This is a genomic window from Candidatus Pantoea multigeneris (assembly GCF_011752615.1).
Taxonomy (GTDB): domain Bacteria; phylum Pseudomonadota; class Gammaproteobacteria; order Enterobacterales; family Enterobacteriaceae; genus Pantoea; species Pantoea multigeneris.
Genome location: NZ_VWXF01000018.1, coordinates 1 through 26,203, shown reverse-complemented (window position 1 = coordinate 26,203; position 26,203 = coordinate 1). Strand labels below are relative to the sequence as shown.

Sequence of the window (26,203 nt, the reverse complement as noted above, 5' to 3'; positions counted from 1 at the left end):
CAGAAGGCGTTGAGATGGTAATGCCAGGCGACAACATCAAAATGGTTGTTACCTTGATCCACCCAATCGCGATGGACCAGGGTCTGCGCTTCGCAATCCGCGAAGGCGGCCGTACCGTTGGTGCAGGCGTTGTTGCTTCAGTTATCGCTTAATTGCGCTAACCGGATGGCGGTGTAAGCTGCCATCTGAGCTGAAAAGAGAGCACTTCGGTGCTCTCTTTTTTTTGGTTTTTTAAAAGCCACAAGACGATAACCCTACAATTACCAGGATTGAAATGGAAACCATTCTCATCTACAATTTGATCATTAATTGTACTGAGGTAAGCAGTAAATGTACGTCTGTCTGTGCCACGCAGTAAGTGAAAAATCCCTCCGCGAAGTTGTTCGTCGTTACCAGCCAAAAACTATCCAGCATCTGCGCCAACTGGTGCCCATTGGCAAGCAGTGTGGCAAGTGTGTGCGCTTTGCACGAGAAATCATGGAAGACGAATTACAAGATGCACCGCTCTATAAAGAGATAGCCTGACTGCCGCAATAACCACAAAATTTGTCATGTTTTTTTGACTTCTTTTTATCCGCATCTACGATTTGATCATCTGGAAGCGGAGGAAGCAAAATGAAAGGTGATGTTAAAATAGTCGGTCATCTGAACAAGTTGCTCGGGAACGAGCTGGTCGCCATCAACCAGTATTTCCTGCATGCACGCATGTTCAAAAACTGGGGCCTGAAACGCCTTAACGATGTCGAATACCATGAGTCCATCGATGAAATGAAGCACGCCGATAAGTACATTGAGCGTATTTTGTTTCTCGAAGGCATTCCAAACTTACAAGACCTTGGGCGCTTACGCATTGGTGAAGATGTACCGGAAATGCTGAGCTCAGATTTGAAGCTAGAGCTGGAAGGGGCAAAGGATCTGCGTGATGCGATCGCCCACGCGGATAAAGTCCACGACTACGTCAGCCGTGACATGATGATTGAAATCCTCGCTGAGGAAGAAGGCCATATCGACTGGTTAGAGACGGAACTGGAGCTGATCGAAAAAATGGGCATTCAGAACTATCTCCAGGCGCAAATCAGGGAAGAGGAGTAACCAGCTGTTGCCAGAAGAACGTTATCGAGCCTGCAACCGCAAGCCAGGGGCCAAAAGGTTGCGGGCTATAATGGTTGCATTTCCGTCCTGCCAGCAGAGACATGGCATGGCTCAGTAAAGCGCCTATTGCGGCGATTACCGCAATCAGCCCTAAGCATTCCACTCCATTCCATGCTCCCAGAGCGGCAAACAACTTCATATCTCCATAGCCCAGACCATGAACCCCGCGGATAAGCCGATAAAACCGGGCAATAAGCCATAGCGAAAGATAACCCACGAGTGCCCCAAGGATAGCGGAAGTAGGGGAGGGGAGATCGGAAGTGAGTAGAGAAAAGACTAACCCAAGCCAGAGCAGGGGGTAGGTTAGAACATCCGGGAGCAATTGCCAGCGTAAATCTATCCGGCTCAGAAGTAGAAGCAGTGCGCTGGCGACAATGAGTAGCGCAATCGCGGATGGTTGAAAGCCCAGAGCTGGCAAGGTGACAAACAACAAAGCGCAGAAAATCTCGGTCAGGGGTAGAGCAGCGGGGATTCTCTGGCAGCAATAACGGCAGCGTCCAGCCAGGCATAACCAGCTTATCACCGGCACGAGTTCAAACCAGCGTAATACTTGCTGGCAATCATCGCAGCGTGAAGCCGGTAAACTGGCGGTGTAAAGCCAGTGCTCAGGGAGTACGGAAGGAGTGTAACGTGAACTGGCTAGCATGATAAAGCTGCCAAAAGCAGCACCGGTAATCAGCAATACGATGTCGATAATCAGAAGCATAATAAGTCCTCATCTGGAAGCATGCTGCGCAGGCTAACCGTGAGGATGGCTTACTGTCATGATGCAGTTTTGCACTCTGCGGCCTGCTGCGCAGGCTATGTTTGAGGTTTGCTGATAATTTCACCGGTTTGTGAACCAGCGCGACCTTTTCCCTACGTTAAAATCGCAGTCATGGGTTGCTTCCTGAGCAGATTTACGTATAATGCGCGGGCCTGCTGATATTGTCAGGCGCGATTCGAGCAGAATCGCAGGCGATGCAGATATTGCATCGGCCTACAATACTCCCGATTGGGGGGTTATATGCTGAACGATTACACTCCTCCATCAATCGTAATGGATGCGGGTAGTAATTCTTTTCGTTTATAAAAAGTTTGGAGCTCTGGTCTCATGAAGAACCAAAGAATCCGTATCCGTCTCAAAGCGTTTGATCATCGTCTGATCGATCAATCAACTGCGGAAATCGTTGAGACTGCAAAGCGCACTGGTGCGCAGGTAGTAGGTCCAATCCCACTGCCTACCCGCAAAGAGCGTTTTACTGTACTGATCTCCCCGCACGTCAACAAAGACGCGCGTGACCAGTATGAAATCCGCACTCACAAGCGTCTGATTGACATCGTTGAGCCAACTGAAAAAACCGTTGATGCTCTGATGCGTCTGGATCTGGCTGCCGGTGTTGACGTGCAGATCAGCCTGGGTTAATCAGGTCATCGAGCGATTGAGAGGTTGAAACAATGATTGGTTTAGTCGGTAAAAAAGTGGGCATGACTCGCATCTTCACTGAAGATGGCGTTTCAATCCCAGTAACCGTAATCGAAGTTGAAGCAAACCGTGTTACTCAGGTCAAAGGCCTGGAAAACGACGGTTACCAGGCTATCCAGGTTACCACCGGTGCTAAAAAAGCAAACCGTGTGAGCAAGCCGGAAGCAGGTCATTTTGCTAAAGCTGGCGTTGAAGCTGGCCGTGGTCTGTGGGAGTTCCGCACTGATGCAGAATTCACCGTTGGCCAGAGCATCAGTGTTGAAATTTTCGCTGACGTTAAAAAAGTAGACGTTACCGGTACCTCTAAAGGTAAAGGTTTCGCAGGTACCGTTAAGCGCTGGAACTTCCGTACCCAGGACGCTACTCACGGTAACTCCTTGTCACACCGCGTTCCGGGTTCTATCGGTCAGAACCAGACTCCGGGCAAAGTGTTCAAAGGCAAGAAAATGGCAGGTCAGCTGGGTAATGAGCGCGTAACCGTTCAGAGCCTGGACGTAGTACGTGTTGACGCTGAGCGCAACCTGCTGCTGGTCAAAGGTGCTGTCCCGGGTGCAACCGGCAGTGACCTGATTGTTAAACCAGCTGTGAAGGCGTAAGGGGATAGCAATGGAATTAGTACTGAAAGACGCGCAGAGCGCGCTGACTGTTTCCGAAACTACCTTCGGTCGTGATTTCAACGAAGCGCTGGTTCACCAGGTTGTTGTTGCTTATGCCGCTGGTGCTCGTCAGGGTACTCGTGCGCAGAAAACTCGTGCTGAAGTAACTGGTTCAGGCAAAAAGCCATGGCGCCAGAAAGGTACCGGCCGTGCGCGTTCAGGTTCTGCAAAGAGCCCGATCTGGCGTTCAGGTGGCGTGACCTTCGCTGCTCGTCCACAGGACCACAGTCAAAAAGTTAACAAAAAGATGTACCGCGGCGCGCTGAAAAGCATCCTGTCCGAACTGGTACGTCAAGATCGTCTGATCGTTGTCGAGTCGTTCTCTGTAGAAGCGCCTAAAACTAAGCTGCTGGCACAGAAACTGAAAGACATGGCTCTGGAAGACGTGCTGATCATCACCGGTGAACTGGATGAGAATCTGTTCCTGGCTGCTCGTAACCTGTACAAGGTTGACGTGCGTGATGCAGCAGGCATCGATCCAGTTAGCCTGATCGCCTTCGACAAAGTCGTTATGACTGCTGAAGCAGTTAAGCAAGTTGAGGAGATGCTGGCATGATCCGTGAAGAACGTCTGCTGAAAGTACTGCGCGCGCCGCACGTATCTGAAAAAGCATCTACAGCGATGGAAAAAACTAACACCATCGTTCTCAAAGTTGCAAAAGACGCGACCAAAGCAGAGATCGTTGCTGCTGTTGAGAAACTGTTCGAAGTTGAAGTTAAAGACGTAAACACCCTGGTAGTTAAGGGTAAAGTTAAGCGTCACGGACAGCGTATCGGTCGTCGTAGCGACTGGAAAAAAGCTTACGTCACCCTGAAAGAAGGCCAGAACCTGGACTTCGTCGGCGGCGCTGAGTAAGTCGGAGGAGAGAGACAATGGCAGTTGTTAAATGTAAACCGACATCTCCGGGTCGTCGTCACGTAGTTAAAGTGGTGAACCCTGAGCTGCACAAGGGCAAACCTTTTGCTCCGTTGCTGGAAAAAAACAGCAAATCCGGTGGCCGCAACAACAACGGTCGCATCACCACTCGTCACATCGGTGGTGGTCACAAGCAGGCTTACCGTATTGTTGACTTCAAACGCAACAAAGATGGTATCCCGGCAGTTGTTGAACGTCTTGAGTACGATCCGAACCGTTCTGCGAACATCGCACTGGTTCTGTACAAAGACGGTGAGCGCCGTTATATCCTGGCCCCTAAAGGCCTGAAAGCTGGCGACCAGATTCAGTCTGGCGTTGATGCTGCGATCAAAGCAGGTAACACCCTGCCGATGCGTAACATCCCAGTGGGTTCTACCGTGCATAACGTAGAAATGAAACCAGGCAAAGGCGGTCAGATTGCTCGCTCAGCTGGTGCTTACGTGCAGATCGTTGCGCGTGATGGTTCTTACGTTACCCTGCGTCTGCGTTCAGGTGAAATGCGTAAAGTCGAAGCTGACTGCCGCGCAACCCTGGGTGAAGTCGGCAACGCTGAGCACATGCTGCGCGTTCTGGGTAAAGCTGGTGCAACTCGTTGGCGTGGTGTTCGTCCTACCGTTCGCGGTACTGCGATGAACCCAGTCGATCACCCGCACGGTGGTGGTGAAGGTCGTAACTTTGGTAAGCACCCGGTAACTCCGTGGGGCGTTCAGACCAAAGGTAAGAAGACCCGTAGCAACAAGCGTACTGATAAGTTTATCGTACGTCGCCGTAGCAAATAATATTAGAGGATAAGCCATGCCACGTTCTCTCAAGAAAGGTCCTTTTATTGACCTGCACTTGCTGAAGAAGGTAGAGAAAGCGGTGGAAAGCGGAGACAAGAAGCCTTTGCGCACTTGGTCCCGTCGTTCAACGATCTTCCCTAACATGATCGGTTTGACCATCGCTGTCCATAATGGTCGTCAGCACGTTCCTGTGTTTGTTTCCGACGAAATGGTCGGCCACAAACTGGGTGAATTTGCACCGACTCGTACTTATCGCGGCCATGCTGCAGATAAGAAAGCTAAGAAACGCTAAGACAGGAGGAAGAGATGGAAACTATCGCTAAACATCGCCACGCTCGTTCTTCTGCTCAGAAGGTACGTCTGGTAGCGGATCTGGTTCGCGGTAAGAAAGTGTCGCAGGCACTGGAAATTCTGACCTACACCAACAAGAAAGCTGCTGTGTTGGTCAAGAAAGTTCTGGAATCTGCCATTGCTAACGCCGAGCACAACGATGGCGCAGACATCGACGATCTGAAAGTCGCGAAAATCTTCGTCGACGCAGGCCCGAGCATGAAGCGCATTATGCCGCGTGCTAAAGGTCGTGCAGATCGCATCCTGAAGCGCACCAGCCACATTACTGTGGTTGTGTCCGATCGCTGAGACTCTGGAGACTAGCAATGGGTCAGAAAGTACATCCTAATGGTATTCGCCTGGGTATTGTAAAACCATGGAATTCAACCTGGTTTGCGAACACCAATGAATTCGCTGACAACCTGGACAGCGATTTTAAAGTACGTCAGTTCTTGAACAAAGAACTGGCTAAAGCGTCAGTTTCACGCATCGTTATCGAGCGTCCAGCTAAGAGCATCCGTGTGACCATTCACACCGCTCGCCCTGGTATCGTTATCGGTAAGAAAGGTGAAGACGTAGAAAAACTGCGTGCAGTCGTAGCGAACATCGCTGGCGTACCTGCGCAGATCAACATCGCCGAAGTCCGTAAGCCGGAACTGGACGCTAAATTGGTTGCTGACAGCATCACTTCACAGCTGGAGCGTCGTGTGATGTTCCGTCGTGCTATGAAGCGTGCTGTACAGAACGCAATGCGTCTGGGCGCGAAGGGTATTAAAGTTGAAGTTAGTGGCCGTCTGGGCGGTGCCGAGATCGCACGTACCGAATGGTACCGTGAAGGTCGCGTGCCATTGCACACTCTGCGTGCTGACATTGACTACAACACCTCTGAAGCGCACACCACTTATGGTGTAATCGGCGTTAAGGTATGGATCTTCAAAGGCGAGATCCTGGGTGGTATGGCTGCTGTTGAACAACCGGAACCGGCTGCTCAACCTAAAAAGCAGCAGCGTAAAGGCCGTAAGTAAGGAGAGTCGCGATGTTACAACCAAAGCGTACGAAATTCCGTAAAGTGCACAAAGGCCGCAACCGTGGTCTGGCGCAGGGTACGGATGTTAGCTTCGGTACTTTCGGTCTGAAAGCTGTTGGCCGTGGTCGTCTGACTGCACGTCAGATTGAAGCAGCACGTCGTGCTATGACCCGTGCAGTTAAGCGTCAAGGTAAGATCTGGATCCGTGTATTCCCGGACAAACCGATCACCGAGAAGCCGCTGGAAGTCCGTATGGGTAAAGGTAAGGGTAACGTGGAGTATTGGGTTGCCCTGATCCAGCCTGGTAAAGTCCTGTATGAAATGGACGGCGTATCAGAAGAGCTGGCCCGTGAGGCATTCAAGCTGGCAGCAGCAAAACTGCCTATCAAAACCACCTTTGTAACTAAGACGGTGATGTAATGAAAGCAACTGAGCTGCGTGAAAAAAGCGTTGAAGAGCTGAACGCTGAGCTGCTGAACCTGCTGCGTGAGCAGTTTAACCTGCGCATGCAGGCAGCATCTGGCCAGCTGCAGCAGACCCATCTGCTGAAACAGGTGCGTCGTGATGTTGCACGTGTTAAGACTTTACTGACTGAGAAGGCGGCGTAATGACCGATAAAATCCGTACTCTGCAGGGTCGTGTTGTTAGTGACAAAATGCAGAAATCTGCAGTTGTTGCTATCGAACGTGTTGTGAAGCATCCGATCTACGGTAAATTCATCAAGCGTACGACTAAGCTGCACATCCATGACGAGAACAACGAGTGTGGAATTGGTGACGTGGTAGAAATCCGCGAAACCCGTCCAGTATCTAAGACTAAGTCTTGGGCTCTGGTTCGCGTTGTAGAGAAAGCGGTTCTGTAATAGAATCAGCGCTCTGAAAAAACAGAATGAACGGCTCTTCTGAGCCGTTCATTTTTTCTACCCATATGCGAGAACCGGTGTTATAATGCCGCGCCCTCAAATTTGGGCTTTTTAACGACCTGAGGTTTTGGGTCCCGAAGTAGTAGTTGACATTAGCGGAGCACTAAAATGATCCAAGAACAGACTATGCTGAACGTCGCCGACAACTCCGGTGCACGTCGCGTAATGTGTATCAAGGTTCTGGGTGGCTCGCACCGTCGCTACGCAGGCGTCGGCGACATCATTAAAGTTACCATCAAGGAAGCAATTCCACGTGGTAAAGTTAAGAAAGGTGATGTCCTGAAGGCGGTAGTGGTGCGCACCAGGAAGGGTGTTCGTCGCCCGGACGGTTCTGTCATTCGCTTCGATGGTAATGCATGCGTTATTTTAAACAATAACAGCGAGCAGCCTATCGGTACGCGTATTTTTGGGCCGGTAACTCGTGAACTTCGTACTGAAAAGTTCATGAAAATTATCTCTCTGGCACCAGAAGTACTCTAAGGAGCGAGCAATGGCAGCGAAAATCCGTCGTAATGACGAAATTATTGTTCTTACCGGTAAAGACAAAGGTAAGCGCGGTAAAGTAAAGAATGTTCTGTCTTCTGGCAAAGTTATCGTTGAAGGCATTAACCTGGTGAAAAAACATCAGAAGCCGGTTCCGGCTCTGAACCAACCAGGTGGCATCGTTGAGAAAGAAGCTGCAATTCAGGTTTCTAACGTTGCAATCTTCAATGCGGCAACCGGTAAGGCTGACCGTGTAGGCTTTAGATTCGAAGACGGCAAAAAAGTCCGTTTCTTCAAGTCTAACAGCGAAACTATCAAGTAATTTGGAGTAGTACGATGGCGAAACTGCATGATTACTACAAAGACGAAGTAGTCCAGAAACTCATGACAGAGTTTGGCTACAATTCTGTCATGCAAGTCCCTCGGGTCGAGAAGATCACCCTGAACATGGGTGTTGGTGAAGCGATCGCTGACAAGAAACTGCTGGAAAACGCAGCAGCAGACCTGGCAGCAATCTCCGGTCAAAAACCGCTGGTCACCAAAGCACGCAAATCAGTTGCAGGCTTCAAAATCCGTCAGGGCTATCCGATCGGCTGTAAAGTAACTCTGCGTGGCGAACGCATGTGGGAGTTCTTTGAGCGTCTGATCACTATTGCTGTTCCACGTATCCGTGACTTCCGTGGCTTGTCCGCTAAGTCTTTCGACGGCCGTGGAAACTACAGCATGGGTGTTCGTGAGCAGATCATCTTCCCAGAAATCGACTACGATAAAGTCGATCGTGTTCGTGGTTTGGATATTACCATTACCACTACTGCGAAATCTGATGATGAAGGCCGCGCACTGTTGGCTGCTTTTAACTTCCCGTTCCGCAAGTAAGGCAGGGTTACTGATGGCTAAGCAATCAATGAAAGCACGCGAAGTCACTCGCGTGAAACTGGCTGATAAGTACCGCGCTAAACGTGAGGAACTGAAAGCTATCATTTCAAGTGTGAACTCATCCGACGAAGATCGTTGGAATGCTGTTCTCAAGCTGCAAACTCTGCCGCGTGATTCCAGCCCGTCTCGTCAGCGTAACCGCTGCCGCCAAACTGGCCGTCCACATGGTTATGTGGGCAAATTCGGGTTGAGCCGTATCAAGTTGCGTGAAGCCGCCATGCGCGGTGAAGTACCTGGCTTGAAAAAGGCTAGCTGGTAATTACCAATAGAATCACGGGAGTAAAGACAGATGAGCATGCAAGATCCGATCGCGGATATGCTGACCCGTATCCGTAACGGTCAGGCCGCGAACAAAGTTGCGGTCACCATGCCTTCCTCTAAGCTGAAAGTGGCAATTGCCAACGTTCTGAAAGAAGAAGGTTATATTGAAGAATTTAAAGTTGATGGTGACATCAAGTCTGAACTGGAACTGACACTTAAGTATTTCCAGGGCAAGGCTGTTGTAGAAAGCATTCAGCGTGTTAGTCGTCCAGGTCTGCGCATCTATAAGAAAAAAGATGAGCTGCCAAAAGTAATGGCTGGTCTGGGCATCGCTGTAGTTTCTACATCTAAAGGTGTTATGACTGATCGTGCCGCACGCCAGGCTGGCCTTGGTGGCGAAATTATCTGCTACGTAGCGTAATCGGAGGAAAAACATGTCTCGTGTTGCTAAAGCACCTGTCGTTGTTCCTGCCGGCGTAGAGGTAAAACTCAACGGTCAGGTAATTTCGACTAAAGGTAAAAACGGCGAGCTGACTCGTACTATCAATGATGCCGTTGTTGTAACCGTAGCTGATAACGTTGTGACTTTTGGTCCACGTGAAGGCCGCGCGGATGGTTGGGCTCAGGCCGGTACCGCTCGTGCGCTGGTTAACTCAATGGTTATCGGTGTTACCGAAGGCTTCACTAAGAAGCTGCAGCTGGTTGGTGTTGGTTATCGTGCAGCAGTAAAAGGCAACTCTGTGAGCTTGGCCCTGGGCTTCTCTCACCCTGTTGACCACGCGCTGCCGGCCGGCATCACTGCTGAATGCCCAACCCAGACTGAAATCGTGCTGAAAGGCGCTGATAAGCAGGTGGTTGGTCAGGTTGCAGCAGATCTGCGCGCCTACCGTCGTCCTGAGCCTTACAAAGGCAAGGGTGTTCGTTACGCCGACGAAGTCGTGCGTATCAAAGAGGCTAAGAAGAAGTAAGGTAACACTATGGATAAGAAATCTGCTCGTATCCGTCGTGCGACCCGTGCACGTCGCAAGCTCAAAGAGCTGGGTGCTACTCGCCTGGTGGTACATCGTACCCCGCGTCACATTTACGCACAGGTGATCGCCCCGAACGGTTCTGAAGTTCTGGCTGCTGCTTCTACTCTAGAAAAAGCTATCGCTGAACAACTGAAGTACACCGGTAACAAAGACGCTGCTGCAGCTGTAGGTAAAGCTCTGGCTGAGCGCGCTGTCGAGAAAGGCATTACTAATGTTTCTTTCGACCGTTCCGGGTTCCAATATCATGGTCGTGTCCAGGCACTGGCAGATGCTGCCCGTGAAGCTGGCCTTCAGTTCTAAGGTAGAGGTCTAAGATGTCACACATCGAGAAACAAGCTGGCGAACTGCAGGAAAAACTGATCGCGGTAAACCGTGTATCTAAAACTGTTAAAGGTGGTCGTATCTTCTCCTTCACAGCACTGACTGTAGTGGGTGATGGTAATGGCCGCGTAGGTTTTGGTTACGGTAAAGCGCGTGAAGTTCCAGCAGCGATCCAGAAAGCGATGGAAAAAGCCCGTCGCAACATGATTAATGTCGCGCTGAATCACGGCACCCTGCAGCACCCTGTTAAAGGTGCTCACACGGGTTCTCGTGTATTCATGCAGCCGGCTTCTGAAGGTACCGGTATCATCGCCGGTGGTGCAATGCGCGCCGTTCTGGAAGTCGCTGGAGTTCATAACGTACTGGCTAAAGCGTATGGTTCTACTAACCCGATTAACGTGGTTCGTGCAACTATCGATGGCCTGGGCAACATGAATTCTCCAGAAATGGTCGCTGCCAAGCGTGGTAAATCCGTTGAAGATATTACGGGGTAATCACCATGGCTAAGACTATTAAAATTACTCAAACCCGCAGTTCAATCGGCCGTCTGCCTAAGCATAAAGCCACACTGGTTGGCCTGGGTCTGCGTCGTATTGGTCATACCGTTGAGCGTGAAGACACGCCAGCAGTGCGCGGTATGGTTAACGCAGTTTACTACATGGTTAAAGTGGAGGAGTAAGAGATGCGTTTAAATACTCTGTCTCCGGCTGAAGGCTCGAAGCAGGCGGGTAAACGTCTGGGTCGTGGTATCGGTTCTGGCCTCGGTAAAACCGGTGGTCGTGGTCACAAAGGTCAGAACTCTCGTTCTGGCGGTGGCGTACGTCGCGGTTTCGAGGGTGGTCAGATGCCTCTGTACCGTCGTCTGCCGAAGTTCGGTTTCACTTCTCGCAAATCATTCGTGACCACTGAAGTGCGTCTGTCTGATCTGGCGAAAATTGAAGGCGGTATCGTTGACCTGAATTCACTGAAAGCTGCCAACATTGTTGGTGTTCAGATCGAATTCGTTAAAGTGATTCTGTCTGGTGAAGTTACTGCACCGGTAACGATTCGCGGCCTGCGTGTCACCAAAGGTGCTCGTGCTGCAATCGAAGCTGCTGGCGGTAAAATTGAGGAATAAGTAGCAGATGGCAAAGCAACCAGGATTAGATTTTCAAAGTGCCAAAGGTGGATTTGGTGAACTGAAGCGCAGACTGCTGTTTGTGATCGGTGCACTGATTGTCTTCCGAATTGGCTCTTTTATTCCAATCCCTGGTATCGATGCCACTGTACTTGCCAAACTGCTTGAACAACAGCAGGGCACCATCATTGAAATGTTTAACATGTTCTCTGGTGGTGCACTCAGTCGTGCTTCTATTTTTGCTCTGGGTATCATGCCGTACATTTCGGCATCGATTATTATCCAGCTGCTTACGGTGGTTCATCCCGCCCTGGCAGAGATCAAGAAAGAAGGGGAGGCTGGCCGTCGCAAGATTAGCCAGTACACCCGTTACGGCACGCTGGTATTGGGTGTTTTTCAGTCTGTCGGTATCGCTACCGGCTTACCGAATATGCCTGGAATGCAGGGCCTGGTAATTAATCCGGGCTTTGCTTTCTACTTTACCGCTGTTGTGAGTCTGGTTACCGGGACAATGTTCCTGATGTGGCTGGGCGAACAGATTACTGAACGTGGTATCGGTAACGGTATCTCGATCATTATCTTCGCGGGTATTGTTGCGGGTCTGCCGCCGGCCATTGGCCATACCATCGAGCAAGCGCGGCAAGGCGACCTGAACTTCCTCGTGTTACTGTTGGTTGCAGTTCTCGTATTTGCAGTAACCTTCTTCGTTGTTTACGTAGAACGTGGTCAACGCCGCATTGTGGTGAACTACGCTAAGCGTCAGCAAGGTCGTCGTGTTTACGCTGCACAGAGCACACATTTGCCGCTGAAAGTGAACATGGCCGGGGTTATCCCAGCAATCTTCGCCTCCAGTATAATTCTGTTCCCGGCGACGATAGCATCCTGGTTCGGGGGCGGTACCGGTTGGAACTGGCTGACAACTATTTCGCTGTATTTGCAGCCAGGACAGCCGCTTTATGTGCTACTCTATGCGACTGCGATCATCTTCTTCTGTTTCTTCTATACGGCGTTGGTTTTCAACCCGCGTGAAACAGCAGATAACCTGAAGAAGTCTGGTGCATTCGTACCGGGAATTCGTCCGGGAGAGCAAACGGCGAAGTATATCGATAAAGTAATGACGCGTTTAACCTTAATCGGTGCGCTGTATATTACCTTTATCTGCCTGATCCCGGAGTTCATGCGTGATGCCATGAAGGTTCCCTTCTACTTTGGCGGTACTTCACTGCTCATCGTAGTGGTCGTCATCATGGACTTTATGGCTCAAGTGCAAACTTTGATGATGTCAAGTCAGTACGAGTCTGCATTGAAGAAAGCTAACCTGAAAGGCTACGGCCGTTAATTCAGGCGCTTGAGAAGTTACGGAGAGTAAAAATGAAAGTTCGTGCTTCCGTCAAGAAATTATGTCGTAACTGCAAAATCATCCGTCGCGACGGTGTCGTACGTGTGATTTGCAGCGCCGAGCCTAAGCATAAACAGCGCCAAGGCTGATTTAGTCGCATATTTTTCTTGCAAAGTCGGGTTGAGCTGGCTAGATTAGCCAGCCAATCTTTTGTATGTCAGTACGTGTCCATTTGAGTATCCTGAAAACGGGCTTTTCAGCATGGTACGTACTTGTTAAATAATAGGAGTGCATAGTGGCCCGTATAGCAGGCATTAACATTCCTGATCAGAAACATACCGTTATCGCATTAACTTCGATCTTCGGTATCGGCAAGACTCGTTCTAAAGCCATCTGCGCTTCAACGGGTATTGCTGAAGATGTTAAGATCAGTGAGCTGTCTGAAGAACAAATTGAACAGCTGCGTGAAGCAGTTGCGAAATTCGTTGTTGAAGGTGATCTGCGCCGTGAAATCACCCTGAGCATCAAGCGTCTTATGGACCTTGGTTGCTACCGTGGTTTGCGCCATCGTCGTGGTCTGCCGGTTCGCGGTCAGCGTACCAAGACCAACGCACGTACCCGTAAGGGTCCGCGTAAACCGATCAAGAAATAATCGGGGTGAGTAAATAATGGCAAAGGCACCAGTTCGTGCACGTAAGCGTGTAAGAAAACAAGTCTCAGACGGCGTGGCTCATGTCCATGCGTCTTTTAACAACACCATCGTTACCATTACTGATCGTCAGGGTAACGCACTGGGTTGGGCAACCGCCGGTGGTTCCGGTTTCCGCGGTTCACGTAAATCTACTCCATTCGCTGCTCAGGTTGCTGCAGAGCGCTGTGCAGAAGCGGTAAAAGATTACGGTATTAAGAACCTGGAAGTTATGGTTAAAGGGCCGGGTCCAGGTCGCGAATCAACTATTCGTGCTCTGAACGCAGCAGGTTTCCGCATCACTAACATTACTGATGTGACTCCTATCCCTCATAACGGTTGTCGTCCGCCGAAAAAACGTCGCGTATAACGCCCCGTTTTTTAGGATAGTGGAGAAAGAAAATGGCAAGATATTTGGGTCCTAAGCTCAAGCTGAGCCGTCGTGAGGGCACCGACTTATTCCTTAAGTCTGGCGTTCGCGCGATCGATTCCAAGTGTAAAATTGAACAAGCCCCTGGCCAGCATGGTGCGCGTAAACCGCGTCTGTCTGACTACGGCGGTCAGTTGCGTGAAAAACAAAAAGTTCGTCGTATCTACGGCGTGCTGGAACGTCAGTTCCGCAACTACTACAAAGAAGCAGCACGTCTGAAAGGCAACACCGGTGAAAACCTGTTAGCTCTGCTGGAAGGCCGTCTGGATAACGTAGTTTATCGTATGGGCTTTGGTGCTACCCGTGCTGAATCACGTCAGCTGGTAAGCCATAAGTCAATTCTGGTGAACGGTCGCGTTGTTAACATCGCTTCTTATCAGGTATCTCCGAACGATGTTGTTAGCATCCGTGAGAAAGCCAAAAAGCAAGCTCGCGTGAAGGCCGCTCTGGAGCTGGCTGAACAGCGTGAAAAGCCAACCTGGCTGGAAGTTGATGCGACTAAGATGGAAGGTGTGTTCAAGCGTAAACCTGAACGTACTGATCTGTCAGCCGACATTAACGAACACCTGATCGTCGAGCTTTACTCCAAGTAAGGCTTGAGTTTAAAGAGAGGACACAATGCAGGGTTCTGTGACAGAGTTTCTAAAACCGCGCCTGGTAGATATCGAGCAAGTCAGTTCGACGCACGCCAAGGTGACCCTTGAGCCTTTAGAGCGTGGCTTTGGCCATACTCTTGGTAACGCACTGCGCCGTATTCTGCTTTCTTCCATGCCGGGTTGCGCGGTGACCGAGGTTGAGATTGATGGTGTACTCCATGAGTACAGCACCAAAGAAGGTGTACAGGAAGATATCCTGGAGATCCTGCTCAACCTGAAAGGGCTGGCGGTAAGAGTTCATGGTAAGGATGAAGTCATTCTGACCCTGAATAAATCTGGCATTGGCCCTGTGACTGCAGCCGACATTACCCATGATGGTGATGTCGAAATCGTCAAGCCGCAGCACGTTATCTGCCATCTGACCGATGAGAACGCATCTGTAAATATGCGCATCAAAGTTCAGCGTGGTCGTGGTTATGTGCCGGCTTCTGCCCGAATTCATTCGGAAGAAGATGAGCGCCCAATTGGCCGTCTGTTAGTTGACGCTTGCTACAGCCCTGTAGACCGTATCGCCTACAATGTTGAAGCAGCTCGTGTCGAACAGCGCACCGATTTGGACAAGCTGGTCATCGAAATGGAAACCAACGGTACAATCGATCCTGAAGAGGCGATTCGTCGTGCGGCAACCATCCTGGCAGAACAACTGGAAGCTTTCGTTGATTTACGTGATGTACGTCAGCCGGAAGTGAAAGAAGAGAAACCAGAATTCGATCCGATCTTGCTGCGCCCTGTTGACGATCTGGAATTGACTGTCCGCTCTGCTAACTGCCTGAAGGCAGAAGCTATCCACTACATCGGTGATCTGGTACAGCGTACCGAGGTTGAGTTGCTTAAAACGCCTAACCTGGGTAAAAAATCTCTTACCGAGATTAAAGACGTGCTGGCCTCACGTGGTCTGTCTCTGGGCATGCGCCTTGAGAACTGGCCGCCGGCAAGCATTGCTGATGAATAACCGGATCACAGGTTAAGGTTTCACTGAGAAGGATAAGGTCATGCGCCATCGTAAGAGTGGTCGTCAACTGAACCGTAACAGCAGCCATCGTCAGGCTATGTTCCGCAACATGGCTGGCTCCCTGGTTCGTCATGAGATCATCAAGACGACCCTGCCGAAAGCTAAAGAGCTGCGTCGCGTAGTTGAGCCGCTGATTACACTTGCTAAGACCGACAGCGTTGCAAATCGTCGTCTGGCATTCGCCCGTACTCGTGATAACGAGATCGTGGCAAAACTGTTTAACGAGCTGGGCCCGCGTTTCGCGAGCCGTGCTGGTGGTTACACTCGCATTCTGAAGTGTGGCTTCCGCGCTGGTGACAACGCTCCGATGGCATACATCGAGCTGGTTGATCGTCCAGAAGCTCAAGCAGAAGCTGTTGCAGAGTAATCTGTAGCAACGTAAAGAACCCGCTTCGGCGGGTTTTTTATTGCCTGCGATTTGAGGCGCGCTATGCTTAGACATTATCGGAGGGGTTATGTGGCTTATTGATCAGTTGGCTGAACAGCATATACGTGCTGCACTGGAGAAAGGTGAACTCAGTAATTTGCCCGGTGAAGGTGCTCCGCTGATTCTCGACGATGACAGCCAGGTTCCGGCAGAATTGCGTACTGGGTATCGGTTACTGAAAAATGCTGGCTTTCTTCCTCCAGAACTGGCGTTACGTAAAGAAGCACTGGAGGTCAGGGATCTTATCAACCAGCTAGATCCTGAGGATCAAGCCAGAGAGTCCCATCGTAAACATTTAGCGATGCTGGAACTTAGATTGCAGCAAGCAGGTGTGAATACCGATTTTCTCTACGGTCACTATGGTGATTCACTGCGCGATCGCTTAACGAAGGATCAGCCTTGATCCCTGAATACAAAAAGAGGTTTTCTTCAGATTCACCGCTTGAAAAACGTTTGGAAAGTTCTATAGTTGACCTGTTTTTAATCAGGAGAAAAACATGAGTAATTACCAGCACCGCAAAGGCCAGATAAAAGACAACGCGTTAGAAGCGTTACTCCACGACCCACTGTTCAGGCAACGGATTGAACAAAAGAAGAAAGGTAAAGGAAGTTATCAGCGTAAAGAGAAACACGGAAAAAGAGGAAACTGGGAGGCCAGTGGTAAGCAAGACGTTTACCACTGGCTTTCTGCTTTCAGAGACGTGATTAAATCTTATTGTTCTGCTGTTTCAAGAGGTCACGGATTTCAGTCAACAGCAACTCTTCGTTAGTCGGTGCAGCAGCCGGCTTTTCAACTTCTTTTTTCTTGTAGAGTTTGTTCATGAGTTTAATCGCGATGAAAATTGCGAAAGCTACGATGACAAAATCAAAGATAGTCTGAATGAAAACGCCGTACTCCATCACTACGGCAGGTGTGGCACCTTCCGCTGGTTTTAGTACCCAACTGAACTGCTTAAAATCAACTCCACCAATCAGTAAACCTAATGGTGGCATAATGATATTGGCAACCAACGATGAAACGATCTTACCAAATGCGGCACCAATGATTACACCAACCGCGAGGTCTACAACGTTTCCACGCATAGCGAAATCACGAAACTCTTTGAATAAACTCATCCTTATCTCCTTGCCATGGCGAATGCTTTTAAAGTCTAACAAACCTGACGCTAAATGCCATGTAACCAGTAGATTAAGTTGAACTATCACTTATGGTGATCTTTCAATTCTCTTCAAAATTTACAAGAAGAATGGGCTTGGCTGGAACAGACGTTCCACATCAGAAACGAACTTCTTGTCTGTCAGGAACATGATGACATGATCACCTTGCTCAATACGCAGATTCTCATTGGCGATCATTACGTCATCACCGCGCACCACTGCACCAATTAACGTGCCTGGCGGTAGTTTAATATCGTCAATCAGACGGCCTACTACGCGAGAAGTGGTTTCATCTCCGTGTGCGATGGCTTCAATGGCTTCGGCAATACCGCGACGTAATGATGAAACGCCGACGATGTCCGCTTTGCGTACATGGCCTAACAGCGCGGAAATCGTTGCTTGTTGCGGTGAGATTGCGATATCGATGACGCTACCCTGCACTAAATCAACATAGGCACGGCGCTGAATCAGCACCATCGCTTTCTTCGCCCCCATTTTCTTGGCCAGCATCGCTGACATAATGTTGGCTTCGTCATCATTGGTGACAGCAATAAACAGATCGATCTGCTCAATATGTTCTTCTGCCAGCAGTTCCTGATCGGAGGCATCACCATAAAAGACGATGGTATCCTGAAGCTGCTCCGCTAGCTCGGTCGCACGCTGTTGATTACGTTCAATAAGCTTAACGCTGTAGTGCTTCTCCAGTTGCTGTGCCAGACCAAAACCAATATTCCCGCCACCCACCAGCATAATGCGCTTATAGGGTTTCTCTAGTCGCTGCATTTCGCTCATTACCGCGCGGATATTCTGTGTGGCCGCAATAAAGAACACTTCATCGCCAGCTTCAATAATGGTTGAACCCTGCGGACGAATGGGGCGATCCTGGCGAAAAATCGCCGCTACACGCGTATCAACATGTGGCATATGCTCACGTAAAATAGAGAGCGGGTTACCGACCAGAGGGCCACCGTAATAGGCTTTTACTACGGCAAGGCTGACTTTACCTTCCGCGAAATTGACGACCTGCAACGCGCCTGGATACTGGATCAGCCGGTAGATGTTGTCGATGACCAACTGCTCAGGAGAAATCAGATGATCAATCGGAATGGCATCGGTCGTGAAGAGTTTCTCTGCATCTCGCAGATAATCAGCCGCACGAATACGGGCAATACGGTTCGGTGTGTTGAATAAAGAGTAGGCAATCTGACAGGCAACCATATTGGTTTCATCAGAGCTGGTGACTGCAACCAGCATATCGGCATCATCCGCGCCTGCTTCACGCAATATGCGCGGATGAGAACCATGCCCGGTTATCACCCGAAGATCATACTTATCCTGCAACTGACGCAGGCGTGTCGGATCGGTATCGACAACGGTAATGTCGTTATTTTCACCCACCAGATTCTCTGCCAGCGTACCGCCTACCTGGCCAGCACCCAGGATAATGATTTTCATGAGTCAGTTATCTCGTATCAGGACGCTTTTTTGACAAGCTTAGCGTAGAAGAATCCGTCTCCGCCATCGGCTTCCGGGAACACCTGCAAACCATGGATTGAACCGCCAGGCAATGTCACTGCTTCTGCATCGGCCTGTAACTGCAAGAAGTTTGCAATTTGCTGATGGTTTTCATCTGGCAAAATTGAACAGGTCGCATAGAGCATTATCCCACCGGGTTTCAAACGTGACCAGGCTGCTTGCAGAATTTCGCGCTGCAAATTTGCCAGTTCAGCAATGTCGCTGTCCCGACGTAGCCATTTGATGTCAGGATGACGGCGAATTACGCCTGTCGCTGAGCACGGTGCATCAAGTAAAATACGGTCAAACTGTTGATCACCACACCAGCTTTGTGGATCGCGGCCATCTCCCTGACGCACTTCTGCCTGCATAGACAGACGCTGCAAGTTTTCTTTTACGCGCATCAGTCGCTGATTATCGACATCCACGGCCATGACCTTCGCCTGCGGTGCAATCTCTAAAATATGCGTGGTTTTTCCGCCAGGTGCAGCGCATAAGTCGAGGATAGATTCGCCATTCTGCGGTTCCAGCCATAACGCACAACGCTGAGCCGATACATCCTGCACTGTCACCCAGCCTTGCTCAAAACCGGGGAGTTGAGTGACTGCTGCGGGTTGTTCTAACCGTAGAGCATCCGGTGCATCTGCATCGGGCACGGCATTTTTACCGCTTTCTGCCAGCAGTGCGAGCCACTCATCACGGTTATGATGCTGACGATTTACGCGAAGCCACATTGGCGGACGCTGGTTACTGGCTGTAGTGATCGCCGACCACTGCTCTGGCCATGCGAGCTGGAGGCGCTTGAGTAACCATCCAGGGAATAAGTGGCGCTGCGGACCCTTATCAACCTCAGCAACCAGCGCTTCTTGCTGACGCTGGAACTGTCGCAACACACCATTCAGCAGGCCTTTCATACTTTGACGCTTGAGGGTTTCAGCGCCGGCGACGGTTTCTGCTAAGGCCGCGTGTGCAGGCACACGGGTATAAAGTAGTTGATACAGCCCGACCATGATCAAATAGTGCAAAACACGCTGCTTACCTTTCAGCGGGCGCTCCATCAGCTTGCCAATTAAAGCCTCAAGCTGTGGCAGTGTACGCATCACACCAAAGCAGATCTCTTGCACCAGAGCGCTGTCTTTATCCGACAATTTTTTCTGCGCTGCAGGGAGTACGGTACTGAGCGATTCACCTTTATCGACTACACGCTCAATGAGCTGTGCAGAGAGGCTGCGCAGGTTGGTTGATTTATTCATTTGGAAGTCACTAAAAAAAGCCCGGTATCAACCGGGCTGTGGTCATGCCAGAACGGTTCCTGGAGTAAACCATTCGCGGCGAGAATTAAGCAGATCCTGCGCCGACATGGCTTTCTTTCCTGCGGGCTGGAGTGTTTTCAGGTTCAGAACACCATCAACGGTGGCAACCTGAATGCCGTCTTTATCTGCCTGGACGATTTCACCTGGCGTTCTGGCCTGGTGCGGTAAAACGCTAGCCTGCCAGACTTTCACCGGCTGGTCCTCGACCAGGAAATAGCTCACTGGCCACGGGTTAAACGCACGAATACAACGTTCAAGCTGAACTGCTGAAAGCTGCCAGTCTAAGCGTGCTTCTTCTTTACTCAGCTTTTCCGCATAGTTGGCCAGTGCTTCATCCTGAACTTCAGGGCGAGCAACGCCGTTCGCCAACTGATCCAGCGTTTTCAGCATCCCATCTGGTCCCAGTTGAGCCAGTTTGTCATACAGCGTGGCGCTGGTATCTTCCGCAAGAATAGGGCAGGAGAGTTTAAACAGCATATCTCCGGTATCAAGTCCTACATCCATCTGCATGATGGTGACACCGGTTTCACTATCACCCGCCCATAATGAACGTTGGATTGGCGCAGCCCCACGCCAGCGCGGCAATAATGAACCATGCACATTAATGCAGCCAAGGCGTGGCATCTCCAGTACCGCTTTAGGCAGGATCAAACCGTAAGCCACGACCACCATGACATCCGCTTCTAGCGCGCTAACCAGCGACTGGTTTTCAGCAGGTCGCAACGATTTCGGCTGAAAAACGGGGATCTGATGTGATTCAGCGAGCACTTTTACCGGGCTGGCCGTTAATTTGTTACCTCGTCCTGCTGGACGATCGGGCTGAGTAAACACCCCGACAATCTCATGCTCGGACGTTAATAACGCATCCAGATGGCGTGCAGCAAAATCCGGTGTGCCCGCGAAGATAATTTTTAATGGAGCAGCCACGAAGGTTCCTCAGCAGCAGGGATCAGTTGCGCGCGTTCTGGCGCATCAGTTTTTCCAGCTTCTGTTTAATACGCTGGCGTTTCAACGGCGAGAGGTAATCAATAAACAGCTTGCCATCAAGGTGGTCGATTTCATGCTGAATACAGATTGCCAACAGCCCATCGGCTTCGCGCTCATAGGTATTGCCTTCACGATCCAGGGCGCGGATTTTCACTTTCTCAGCACGAGGAACAAATGCACGCTGTTCTGGAATAGAGAGGCAACCCTCTTCAATGCCTGTTTCACCTGAAGTCTCTAACAACTCAGGATTGATCAACACCAGGCGATCTTCACGATTCTCTGAAACGTCGATCACGATAATACGACGATGGATATCTACCTGCGTTGCAGCAAGACCGATACCTTCCTCGGCATACATGGTTTCAAACATGTCATCAACGATGCGCTGAACTTCAGCGTTAACTTCTTTTACTGGCGCAGCGATTTTACGAAGGCGCTCGTCAGGGAAATGTAATACCTGCAAAACTGACATAAATATCCAGATCTGTATTCGTTTAAAGGGGGATTATTACTACATAGTGTAGACTTTTTGCCGCTTGATTGACAGCATCCAAGGATAGGGCGCATAAGGAGCCGGTCATGGACAGAACGGAGTTAAAGCTGCGGTTATCAGCAATAAAAAACCTGCGTTATCCTGCCTGGACAGCGCTGGCGCATCGTTTGCTGAAGCAGGAGAGCATAGAGCGTGACTGTCTGCTTGCGGCAGGTCTGACACCGTTGCAAACCGAGCAGTTTTTTAGCTATCCCGCCGAAGACATAGCATATGTTCAGCACTGGTTAGAGAAAGATAAAACGCATTATATCCTCACCCCGCTGGATAGGCATTATCCTCCCCGTCTGCTGGAAATTGGCCGCGCGCCTCGCATCCTCTATGTACGTGGTTCTATCGCGCTGTTATCCAGTGAGCAGTTGGCTGTGGTTGGCAGCCGTAATTGTTCTCACTATGGTCAGTACTGGACACAATGGTTCAGCCAACAGCTGGCATTGGCCGGGTTGACCATAACCAGCGGACTGGCACGCGGGATTGATGGCGTTGCGCATCGTGCGGTGCTGGAAGCTGAAGGTAAAACGATCGCTGTTTTGGGAAGCGGGTTAACACAGCTCTATCCTCAACGGCATAACAGATTGGCGGAAGAGATTGTGGCGGGGGGTGGTGCGTTGGTTTCAGAGTTTCCTCTCCGCACCCAACCCCATGCCCACAATTTTCCTCGTCGCAACCGCATTATTAGTGGGCTTAGCTTAGGCGTACTGGTTGCTGAGGCATCTTTACGCAGTGGTTCATTAGTCACCGCAAAGATAGCGTTAGAACAAAATCGTAATGTCTACGCTTTGCCTGGCTCGCTAAATAGCCCTGGCAGTGAAGGAACACACTGGCTTATTCAGCAAGGAGCGCTACTGGTTGCTCATCCTAATAACATCATTGAAGATTTACACAGTGCACTACATTGGCTCGCTCCAGCACAGTCGGACACAATATATTCAACAGACAATGAAGATGGACCATTGCCATTTGCTGATGTGTTGGCTAACGTAGGTGATGAGGTTACACCTGTTGACGTCGTCGCTGAACGTGCCGGCCAACCTGTGCCAGCTATCGCAGCCCAATTGCTGGAGCTGGAGTTAGCAGGATGGATCGCAGCTGTACCCGGCGGCTATGTCCGATTGAGGAGGGCATGCCATGTTCGACGTACTAATGTACTTGTTTGAGACCTATATCCACAACGAAGCAGAAATGCGGGTTGATCAGGATAAGTTGACGGACGATTTAACCGATGCTGGGTTTGATCGTGAGGATATCTACAACGCGTTGAACTGGTTAGAAAAACTGGCAGATTATCAGGACGGATTAGTCGCTCCGATTCTGTTAGCTAACGATCCGCTTTCGATGCGCATCTACACCGATGAAGAGAGTCATCGTCTGGATGCGGAATGTCGTGGTTTCCTTCTCTTCCTGGAGCAAATTCAGGTATTGAGTCTGGAAACGCGTGAAATGGTCATTGAAAGAGTGATGGCTCTGGATACGTTGGATTTCGATCTCGAAGATCTCAAGTGGGTGGTGCTGATGGTGCTGTTTAACATCCCCGGATGCGAAAATGCCTATCAGCAGATGGAAGAACTGTTATTTGACGTCAATGAAGGTATGCTGCACTAACTTCCTCTTGTACGCAGAATGTTATGAGTAAAACGGCACTCTTTAACGTGCGAAAACAGGATCCCTGCCCCGCTTGCGGGGCAGATTTAGTGATCCGCTCGGGTAAACACGGCCCATTTCTCGGGTGCAGTCACTATCCTGAATGTGACTACATTCGTCCGCTAAAATCGCAGGGTGAAAGCCAGATTATCAAAGTTCTGGATGGTCACTTCTGTCCGACCTGCGGTGCTGAGAAAGTGTTGCGACAGGGTCGATTCGGTATGTTTGTGGGTTGTAGTCACTATCCTGAATGTGATTACACTGAAACAATCGACAAGCCTGATACCACCTCGCTTTCCTGTCCTCAGTGTCAATCTGGAAAACTGGTTCAACGCCGTTCACGATTCGGTAAAACGTTCCATGCATGTGACCGCTACCCATCCTGTCAGTTTGCGCTGAACACCAAGCCAGTGGAAGGCACATGCCCACACTGCCAGTTTCCTCTATTAACCGAAAAGAAAACCGCGCAAGGCAGCAAAGTGTGTTGCGCCAGTAAAAGCTGCGGCAAAGTCGTGGCTCAGGAAGAGTAAATAAGATGACGCAAACCCCACATCTCACGGGTTCACTGGAATTCTGCCTTGATCAACTGCGGCAGCAAACCGTGATTGCCTATCCTACAGAGGCGGTATTTGGCCTTGGCTGCGATCCCGATAGCGAATCAGCCGTTATGGCTTTGCTGGCGCTAAAACAGCGGCCGGTAGAAAAAGGTCTGATCTTGATCGCGGCAGATTACAGCCAGCTTGAGCCCTATATTTCTGACCGTGAATTATCTGTTATTCAACGTGAGCAGATGCTTGCCAGTTGGCCAGGCCCCGTCACTTGGGTTGTGCCGGTGCCTCCACATACTCCACGCTGGCTCAGCGGGCGTTTTGATTCACTGGCGATTCGCGTTACTGATCATCCTTTGGTGCAATCGCTTTGCCGTGAGTTTGGTAAACCGTTGGTGTCGACAAGTGCTAACCTGTCTGGTGCTGAGCCCTGCCGTAATGTGGCAGAAGTACAGCAGCAGTTTGGTGCCCATTTCCCGGTTCTGCATGGTGAGACAGGTGGACGGAATAATCCGTCAGAAATCCGCGATGTCATCAGCGGGCAGCTTATTCGTCAGGGATAATTCATGGATAACTTTGCCGTATTTGGCCACCCCATTAGTCACAGTAAGTCTCCTTTTATACATCAGTGTTTCGCGCAGCAAACGGGTATTGATCATCGCTATGGCAGCGTATGTGCGCCGCTTGATGGCTTTGCTAAATCTATCAGCGAGTTTTTTGCTGGAGAAGGCAAAGGGGCCAACATCACTTTGCCTTTCAAGCAGCAGGCGTGGGAGCTGGCGCATGAGCTCAGCGATCGTGCTGCGCTCTCTGGTGCGGTGAATACCCTGAAGAAGAAATCGGATGGCCGCCTCTACGGTGATAACACGGATGGCATTGGTCTGCTGAGCGACCTCGAACGCCTTAATATGATCGAAGAAGGGGACAGGATCTTACTGATCGGTGCTGGCGGTGCCGCGCGTGGTGTGATCTTACCGTTAATGGCAAAGAATACGCACATTACCGTTGTGAATCGTACCTGGTCACGGGCTGCGGAGCTGGCGGAGCTGTTTAGCGCACAAGGTAAAATTGAGGCGAGGACTTTTGAGCAACTGGATGGTGAGCGTTTTGATCTGATCATCAATGCCACCTCAAGTGGCGTAGAGGGCAAGGTTCCACCGCTTTCGGAGATGTTAATTCAGCCTCAGACCCGCTGCTATGACATGTTTTATCAAAGTGGTTACACGCCATTCTTAAAATGGTGTGAAGATCATGGGGCAGAGCAGTTGGCCGATGGCCTGGGAATGCTGGTAGGTCAGGCTGCGCAGGCCTTCTATTTATGGCATGGCGTGATGCCAGATGTCACCCCTGTCATCGCACAGCTCAAGCAGGCAATGCAGCCTTGAATCAGTCAATTCAGTTTCCCGATCGTGAGGAGTGGAACAGCCATCAACATGCTGTCTGCTTTCCGGCATTGGTGAATGGTTTGATCCTGAACTGTGCAATCAGCGCCGCTGAGCTGCAGCGGCGCTATGGGGCTGGTGAAGCGGTTACGCTTTTTTCATTAAACCGTTTGGATTTGGAAGAAGAGGCAGAACAAGCCATTCATCGTGACGATGTTGATGATCAAGGCTGGGTTTGGCTGGGTTCTGCTAAATAGTCATTCTTCCAGCCGACATAGTTATTAGCAGAGTAGCGAAGTCCTTCTAATTCATCAGCAGTAAGAGGGCGGATCTGTTTTACCGGGCTACCTAAGTAAAGGTAGCCACTGACCAGTGTTTTACCTGGGGGGACCAGGCTACCAGCACCGATCATGACATCTTCTTCTACTACTACGCCATCCAGAATGATTGTTCCCATCCCGACTAAGACACGATTGCCAATGGTGCAGCCATGAAGCATGGCTTTATGCCCAACCGTAACTTCCTCGCCAATCACTAAGGGGAAACCTGCTGGGTTACTGGCCGACTTATGCGTAACGTGCAGTACGCTGCCATCCTGGATATTGGTGCGAGCACCGATCCGTACCTGATTTACATCGCCACGGATCGCCACGAGCGGCCAGATACTGACGTCATCGGCCAAAATAACATCACCTACCACCACGCTAGCGGGATCAACCATCACGCGTTGGCCACATTGCGGCGACTTTAGCTTATATGTACGTAGGGATACTGACATGATCCTGCTCCTTTTAGGGTGATTATTTGTCCAGCCTGAAGAGAATTTGGTGTCCTGACAAGGCTAATTTGCCCCATTTTGCTGAAGATATCAGCGTTATGAATGTTTTATCGCCATACGATTAAAAAGATCGAAAAAAGGGGTTGTGCAAAAAATCCGGATCCCTATAATGCGCAACCACTGAGACGGCAAGGCGGAAACGCAAACGACTCAGCAGGGAGTGAAGTGATTCACCCCGCCAGAGAAAAATACTGAAAAAGTGTTTGACTCTGAAGGAGGAAAGCGTAATATACGCCACCTCGCAACAGCAAGCTAACGCGCTGATTGCACCGCTCTTTAACAATTTATCAGACAATCTGTGTGGGCACTCGCAGGATTGAT

46 protein-coding genes are annotated in these 26,203 nt (G+C 50.2%); 39 read left to right on the top strand and 7 right to left on the bottom strand.

Translation table 11 applies throughout. The features are described 5' to 3' along the window. From F3J40_RS24265 to bfr, 3 genes are all read left to right on the top strand, one after another. The coding region (locus F3J40_RS24265) for an EF-Tu C-terminal domain-related protein (RefSeq protein WP_084798772.1) at positions 1 to 152 on the top strand (152 nt) is incomplete at its 5' end. Between the two features lie 178 nt (positions 153 to 330). Continuing rightward, positions 331 to 525 (top strand): bacterioferritin-associated ferredoxin, encoded by a 195-nt coding sequence (bfd, locus tag F3J40_RS24260; RefSeq protein WP_017345860.1) that lies wholly within the window; start codon positions 331 to 333, stop codon positions 523 to 525. Between the two features lie 90 nt (positions 526 to 615). Continuing rightward, complete coding sequence (bfr, locus tag F3J40_RS24255; RefSeq protein ID WP_167018690.1) at positions 616 to 1,092, top strand: bacterioferritin; 477 nt, start codon at positions 616 to 618, stop codon at positions 1,090 to 1,092. Here the strand turns inward: bfr and F3J40_RS24250 are convergent. Then, complete coding sequence (locus F3J40_RS24250) at positions 1,076 to 1,858, bottom strand: prepilin peptidase (protein ID WP_167018688.1); 783 nt, start codon at positions 1,856 to 1,858, stop codon at positions 1,076 to 1,078. The genes bfr and F3J40_RS24250 overlap by 17 nt on opposite strands. Positions 1,859 to 2,245: 387 nt before the next feature. Between F3J40_RS24250 and rpsJ the strand changes: the two genes are divergently transcribed. The 30 genes from rpsJ (at position 2,246) to F3J40_RS24100 (ending at position 16,720) form a co-directional block, all read left to right on the top strand. After that, complete coding sequence (gene rpsJ, locus F3J40_RS24245; RefSeq protein WP_017345857.1) at positions 2,246 to 2,557, top strand: 30S ribosomal protein S10; 312 nt, start codon at positions 2,246 to 2,248, stop codon at positions 2,555 to 2,557. 32 nt (positions 2,558 to 2,589) lie between these two features. Then, positions 2,590 to 3,213 (top strand): 50S ribosomal protein L3, encoded by a 624-nt coding sequence (rplC, locus tag F3J40_RS24240; RefSeq protein ID WP_017345856.1) that lies wholly within the window; start codon positions 2,590 to 2,592, stop codon positions 3,211 to 3,213. A 10-nt stretch (positions 3,214 to 3,223) separates the two neighbouring features. Beyond that, complete coding sequence (gene rplD / locus F3J40_RS24235) at positions 3,224 to 3,829, top strand: 50S ribosomal protein L4 (RefSeq protein ID WP_017345855.1); 606 nt, start codon at positions 3,224 to 3,226, stop codon at positions 3,827 to 3,829. Next, the gene (gene rplW, locus F3J40_RS24230) at positions 3,826 to 4,128 is read left to right on the top strand and encodes a 50S ribosomal protein L23 (protein ID WP_010618574.1); all 303 of its coding nucleotides are present in this window, start codon (positions 3,826 to 3,828) and stop codon (positions 4,126 to 4,128) included. Before rplD ends, rplW begins: the two co-directional genes overlap by 4 nt. A gap of 17 nt (positions 4,129 to 4,145) precedes the next feature. After that, complete coding sequence (rplB, locus tag F3J40_RS24225; RefSeq protein WP_017345854.1) at positions 4,146 to 4,967, top strand: 50S ribosomal protein L2; 822 nt, start codon at positions 4,146 to 4,148, stop codon at positions 4,965 to 4,967. A gap of 16 nt (positions 4,968 to 4,983) precedes the next feature. Continuing rightward, positions 4,984 to 5,262: a 30S ribosomal protein S19 gene (rpsS, locus tag F3J40_RS24220; protein ID WP_004929772.1), complete on the top strand. Its 279-nt coding sequence runs from the start codon at positions 4,984 to 4,986 to the stop codon at positions 5,260 to 5,262. A 14-nt stretch (positions 5,263 to 5,276) separates the two neighbouring features. Beyond that, positions 5,277 to 5,609 carry a 50S ribosomal protein L22 gene (gene rplV, locus F3J40_RS24215; protein ID WP_017345853.1) on the top strand — a complete coding sequence of 111 codons (333 nt, stop codon included), beginning with the start codon at positions 5,277 to 5,279 and terminating at the stop codon, positions 5,607 to 5,609. A gap of 17 nt (positions 5,610 to 5,626) precedes the next feature. Then, positions 5,627 to 6,325: a 30S ribosomal protein S3 gene (gene rpsC, locus F3J40_RS24210; protein ID WP_017345852.1), complete on the top strand. Its 699-nt coding sequence runs from the start codon at positions 5,627 to 5,629 to the stop codon at positions 6,323 to 6,325. An 11-nt stretch (positions 6,326 to 6,336) separates the two neighbouring features. After that, a complete protein-coding gene (gene rplP, locus F3J40_RS24205; RefSeq protein WP_015962145.1) occupies positions 6,337 to 6,747 on the top strand; it encodes a 50S ribosomal protein L16 in 411 nt (136 codons plus the stop codon). Next, complete coding sequence (gene rpmC / locus F3J40_RS24200; RefSeq protein ID WP_017345851.1) at positions 6,747 to 6,935, top strand: 50S ribosomal protein L29; 189 nt, start codon at positions 6,747 to 6,749, stop codon at positions 6,933 to 6,935. Before rplP ends, rpmC begins: the two co-directional genes overlap by 1 nt. Beyond that, positions 6,935 to 7,189, top strand: coding sequence for a 30S ribosomal protein S17 (gene rpsQ / locus F3J40_RS24195; protein WP_017345850.1), 255 nt, complete (start codon positions 6,935 to 6,937; stop codon positions 7,187 to 7,189). The genes rpmC and rpsQ overlap by 1 nt, the downstream gene beginning before the upstream one ends. Positions 7,190 to 7,357: 168 nt before the next feature. Further along, the gene (gene rplN, locus F3J40_RS24190) at positions 7,358 to 7,729 is read left to right on the top strand and encodes a 50S ribosomal protein L14 (RefSeq protein WP_006120590.1); all 372 of its coding nucleotides are present in this window, start codon (positions 7,358 to 7,360) and stop codon (positions 7,727 to 7,729) included. A 10-nt stretch (positions 7,730 to 7,739) separates the two neighbouring features. Further along, positions 7,740 to 8,054 (top strand): 50S ribosomal protein L24, encoded by a 315-nt coding sequence (rplX, locus tag F3J40_RS24185; RefSeq protein ID WP_017345849.1) that lies wholly within the window; start codon positions 7,740 to 7,742, stop codon positions 8,052 to 8,054. A gap of 14 nt (positions 8,055 to 8,068) precedes the next feature. Next, positions 8,069 to 8,608, top strand: coding sequence for a 50S ribosomal protein L5 (gene rplE / locus F3J40_RS24180; protein WP_017345848.1), 540 nt, complete (start codon positions 8,069 to 8,071; stop codon positions 8,606 to 8,608). Positions 8,609 to 8,621: 13 nt separating this feature from the next. Beyond that, positions 8,622 to 8,927, top strand: a complete 306-nt coding sequence (gene rpsN / locus F3J40_RS24175; protein ID WP_017345847.1) for a 30S ribosomal protein S14 — start codon at positions 8,622 to 8,624, stop codon at positions 8,925 to 8,927. A gap of 30 nt (positions 8,928 to 8,957) precedes the next feature. Continuing rightward, positions 8,958 to 9,350: a 30S ribosomal protein S8 gene (rpsH, locus tag F3J40_RS24170; RefSeq protein WP_017345846.1), complete on the top strand. Its 393-nt coding sequence runs from the start codon at positions 8,958 to 8,960 to the stop codon at positions 9,348 to 9,350. Positions 9,351 to 9,363: 13 nt separating this feature from the next. Next, positions 9,364 to 9,897: a 50S ribosomal protein L6 gene (rplF, locus tag F3J40_RS24165; protein WP_017345845.1), complete on the top strand. Its 534-nt coding sequence runs from the start codon at positions 9,364 to 9,366 to the stop codon at positions 9,895 to 9,897. Positions 9,898 to 9,906: 9 nt separating this feature from the next. Next, on the top strand, positions 9,907 to 10,260 hold the full coding sequence (gene rplR / locus F3J40_RS24160) for a 50S ribosomal protein L18 (protein WP_017345844.1): 354 nt from the start codon (positions 9,907 to 9,909) through the stop codon (positions 10,258 to 10,260). Between the two features lie 14 nt (positions 10,261 to 10,274). Further along, entirely contained in the window at positions 10,275 to 10,775 is a 501-nt protein-coding gene (rpsE, locus tag F3J40_RS24155) for a 30S ribosomal protein S5 (RefSeq protein ID WP_017345843.1), read from the top strand. Between the two features lie 5 nt (positions 10,776 to 10,780). Further along, positions 10,781 to 10,960, top strand: coding sequence for a 50S ribosomal protein L30 (gene rpmD / locus F3J40_RS24150; protein ID WP_017345842.1), 180 nt, complete (start codon positions 10,781 to 10,783; stop codon positions 10,958 to 10,960). A 3-nt stretch (positions 10,961 to 10,963) separates the two neighbouring features. After that, positions 10,964 to 11,398 carry a 50S ribosomal protein L15 gene (rplO, locus tag F3J40_RS24145; RefSeq protein ID WP_017345841.1) on the top strand — a complete coding sequence of 145 codons (435 nt, stop codon included), beginning with the start codon at positions 10,964 to 10,966 and terminating at the stop codon, positions 11,396 to 11,398. 7 nt (positions 11,399 to 11,405) lie between these two features. Continuing rightward, a complete protein-coding gene (gene secY, locus F3J40_RS24140) occupies positions 11,406 to 12,737 on the top strand; it encodes a preprotein translocase subunit SecY (RefSeq protein ID WP_167018686.1) in 1,332 nt (443 codons plus the stop codon). A gap of 32 nt (positions 12,738 to 12,769) precedes the next feature. Beyond that, complete coding sequence (gene rpmJ, locus F3J40_RS24135; RefSeq protein WP_004160566.1) at positions 12,770 to 12,886, top strand: 50S ribosomal protein L36; 117 nt, start codon at positions 12,770 to 12,772, stop codon at positions 12,884 to 12,886. A gap of 146 nt (positions 12,887 to 13,032) precedes the next feature. Further along, positions 13,033 to 13,389, top strand: a complete 357-nt coding sequence (rpsM, locus tag F3J40_RS24130; RefSeq protein ID WP_017345839.1) for a 30S ribosomal protein S13 — start codon at positions 13,033 to 13,035, stop codon at positions 13,387 to 13,389. A gap of 16 nt (positions 13,390 to 13,405) precedes the next feature. Further along, the gene (gene rpsK / locus F3J40_RS24125) at positions 13,406 to 13,795 is read left to right on the top strand and encodes a 30S ribosomal protein S11 (RefSeq protein WP_004160563.1); all 390 of its coding nucleotides are present in this window, start codon (positions 13,406 to 13,408) and stop codon (positions 13,793 to 13,795) included. A gap of 32 nt (positions 13,796 to 13,827) precedes the next feature. Then, complete coding sequence (gene rpsD, locus F3J40_RS24120; RefSeq protein WP_017345838.1) at positions 13,828 to 14,448, top strand: 30S ribosomal protein S4; 621 nt, start codon at positions 13,828 to 13,830, stop codon at positions 14,446 to 14,448. 25 nt (positions 14,449 to 14,473) lie between these two features. Further along, positions 14,474 to 15,463: a DNA-directed RNA polymerase subunit alpha gene (locus F3J40_RS24115; protein ID WP_017345837.1), complete on the top strand. Its 990-nt coding sequence runs from the start codon at positions 14,474 to 14,476 to the stop codon at positions 15,461 to 15,463. Between the two features lie 40 nt (positions 15,464 to 15,503). Beyond that, a complete protein-coding gene (gene rplQ, locus F3J40_RS24110) occupies positions 15,504 to 15,890 on the top strand; it encodes a 50S ribosomal protein L17 (protein WP_004160560.1) in 387 nt (128 codons plus the stop codon). A gap of 88 nt (positions 15,891 to 15,978) precedes the next feature. After that, positions 15,979 to 16,353 (top strand): DnaJ family domain-containing protein, encoded by a 375-nt coding sequence (locus F3J40_RS24105; RefSeq protein WP_167018684.1) that lies wholly within the window; start codon positions 15,979 to 15,981, stop codon positions 16,351 to 16,353. A gap of 94 nt (positions 16,354 to 16,447) precedes the next feature. Further along, positions 16,448 to 16,720 (top strand): alternative ribosome-rescue factor A, encoded by a 273-nt coding sequence (locus F3J40_RS24100; protein ID WP_167018682.1) that lies wholly within the window; start codon positions 16,448 to 16,450, stop codon positions 16,718 to 16,720. On the opposite strand, the gene mscL is transcribed toward F3J40_RS24100, so the two are convergent. The 5 genes from mscL to def all read right to left on the bottom strand — a co-directional run bounded on the left by mscL (position 16,656) and on the right by def (position 21,395). After that, positions 16,656 to 17,066 (bottom strand): large-conductance mechanosensitive channel protein MscL, encoded by a 411-nt coding sequence (gene mscL, locus F3J40_RS24095; protein WP_017345835.1) that lies wholly within the window; start codon positions 17,064 to 17,066, stop codon positions 16,656 to 16,658. The two genes, F3J40_RS24100 and mscL, sit on opposite strands and share 65 nt — an antisense overlap. Before the next feature lie 120 nt (positions 17,067 to 17,186). Next, positions 17,187 to 18,563: a Trk system potassium transporter TrkA gene (gene trkA / locus F3J40_RS24090; protein WP_167018680.1), complete on the bottom strand. Its 1,377-nt coding sequence runs from the start codon at positions 18,561 to 18,563 to the stop codon at positions 17,187 to 17,189. 17 nt (positions 18,564 to 18,580) lie between these two features. After that, positions 18,581 to 19,876 carry a 16S rRNA (cytosine(967)-C(5))-methyltransferase RsmB gene (gene rsmB, locus F3J40_RS24085; protein ID WP_167018678.1) on the bottom strand — a complete coding sequence of 432 codons (1,296 nt, stop codon included), beginning with the start codon at positions 19,874 to 19,876 and terminating at the stop codon, positions 18,581 to 18,583. Positions 19,877 to 19,918: 42 nt separating this feature from the next. Beyond that, positions 19,919 to 20,863 carry a methionyl-tRNA formyltransferase gene (gene fmt, locus F3J40_RS24080; protein ID WP_167018676.1) on the bottom strand — a complete coding sequence of 315 codons (945 nt, stop codon included), beginning with the start codon at positions 20,861 to 20,863 and terminating at the stop codon, positions 19,919 to 19,921. A 22-nt stretch (positions 20,864 to 20,885) separates the two neighbouring features. After that, a complete protein-coding gene (gene def / locus F3J40_RS24075; RefSeq protein WP_167018674.1) occupies positions 20,886 to 21,395 on the bottom strand; it encodes a peptide deformylase in 510 nt (169 codons plus the stop codon). A gap of 107 nt (positions 21,396 to 21,502) precedes the next feature. Here def and dprA point away from each other — a divergent pair, with 107 nt between their 5' ends. Genes dprA through F3J40_RS24045 form a run of 6 tightly spaced genes read left to right on the top strand, consistent with a single transcriptional unit; the run spans position 21,503 to position 25,301 of the window. After that, positions 21,503 to 22,630, top strand: coding sequence for a DNA-protecting protein DprA (gene dprA / locus F3J40_RS24070; protein WP_167018672.1), 1,128 nt, complete (start codon positions 21,503 to 21,505; stop codon positions 22,628 to 22,630). Continuing rightward, the gene (gene smg / locus F3J40_RS24065) at positions 22,602 to 23,075 is read left to right on the top strand and encodes a DUF494 family protein Smg (RefSeq protein WP_167018670.1); all 474 of its coding nucleotides are present in this window, start codon (positions 22,602 to 22,604) and stop codon (positions 23,073 to 23,075) included. The genes dprA and smg overlap by 29 nt, the downstream gene beginning before the upstream one ends. Before the next feature lie 23 nt (positions 23,076 to 23,098). Then, positions 23,099 to 23,644: a DNA topoisomerase family protein gene (locus F3J40_RS24060; protein WP_167018668.1), complete on the top strand. Its 546-nt coding sequence runs from the start codon at positions 23,099 to 23,101 to the stop codon at positions 23,642 to 23,644. A gap of 5 nt (positions 23,645 to 23,649) precedes the next feature. Then, on the top strand, positions 23,650 to 24,225 hold the full coding sequence (gene tsaC, locus F3J40_RS24055; RefSeq protein WP_017345827.1) for an L-threonylcarbamoyladenylate synthase type 1 TsaC: 576 nt from the start codon (positions 23,650 to 23,652) through the stop codon (positions 24,223 to 24,225). A gap of 3 nt (positions 24,226 to 24,228) precedes the next feature. Then, complete coding sequence (gene aroE, locus F3J40_RS24050) at positions 24,229 to 25,047, top strand: shikimate dehydrogenase (RefSeq protein WP_167018666.1); 819 nt, start codon at positions 24,229 to 24,231, stop codon at positions 25,045 to 25,047. Further along, complete coding sequence (locus F3J40_RS24045; RefSeq protein ID WP_167018664.1) at positions 25,044 to 25,301, top strand: DUF1488 family protein; 258 nt, start codon at positions 25,044 to 25,046, stop codon at positions 25,299 to 25,301. Before aroE ends, F3J40_RS24045 begins: the two co-directional genes overlap by 4 nt. Here the strand turns inward: F3J40_RS24045 and F3J40_RS24040 are convergent. Next, on the bottom strand, positions 25,268 to 25,822 hold the full coding sequence (locus tag F3J40_RS24040) for a gamma carbonic anhydrase family protein (RefSeq protein ID WP_167018662.1): 555 nt from the start codon (positions 25,820 to 25,822) through the stop codon (positions 25,268 to 25,270). The two genes, F3J40_RS24045 and F3J40_RS24040, sit on opposite strands and share 34 nt — an antisense overlap. Between the last annotated feature and the right edge of the window lie 381 nt (positions 25,823 to 26,203).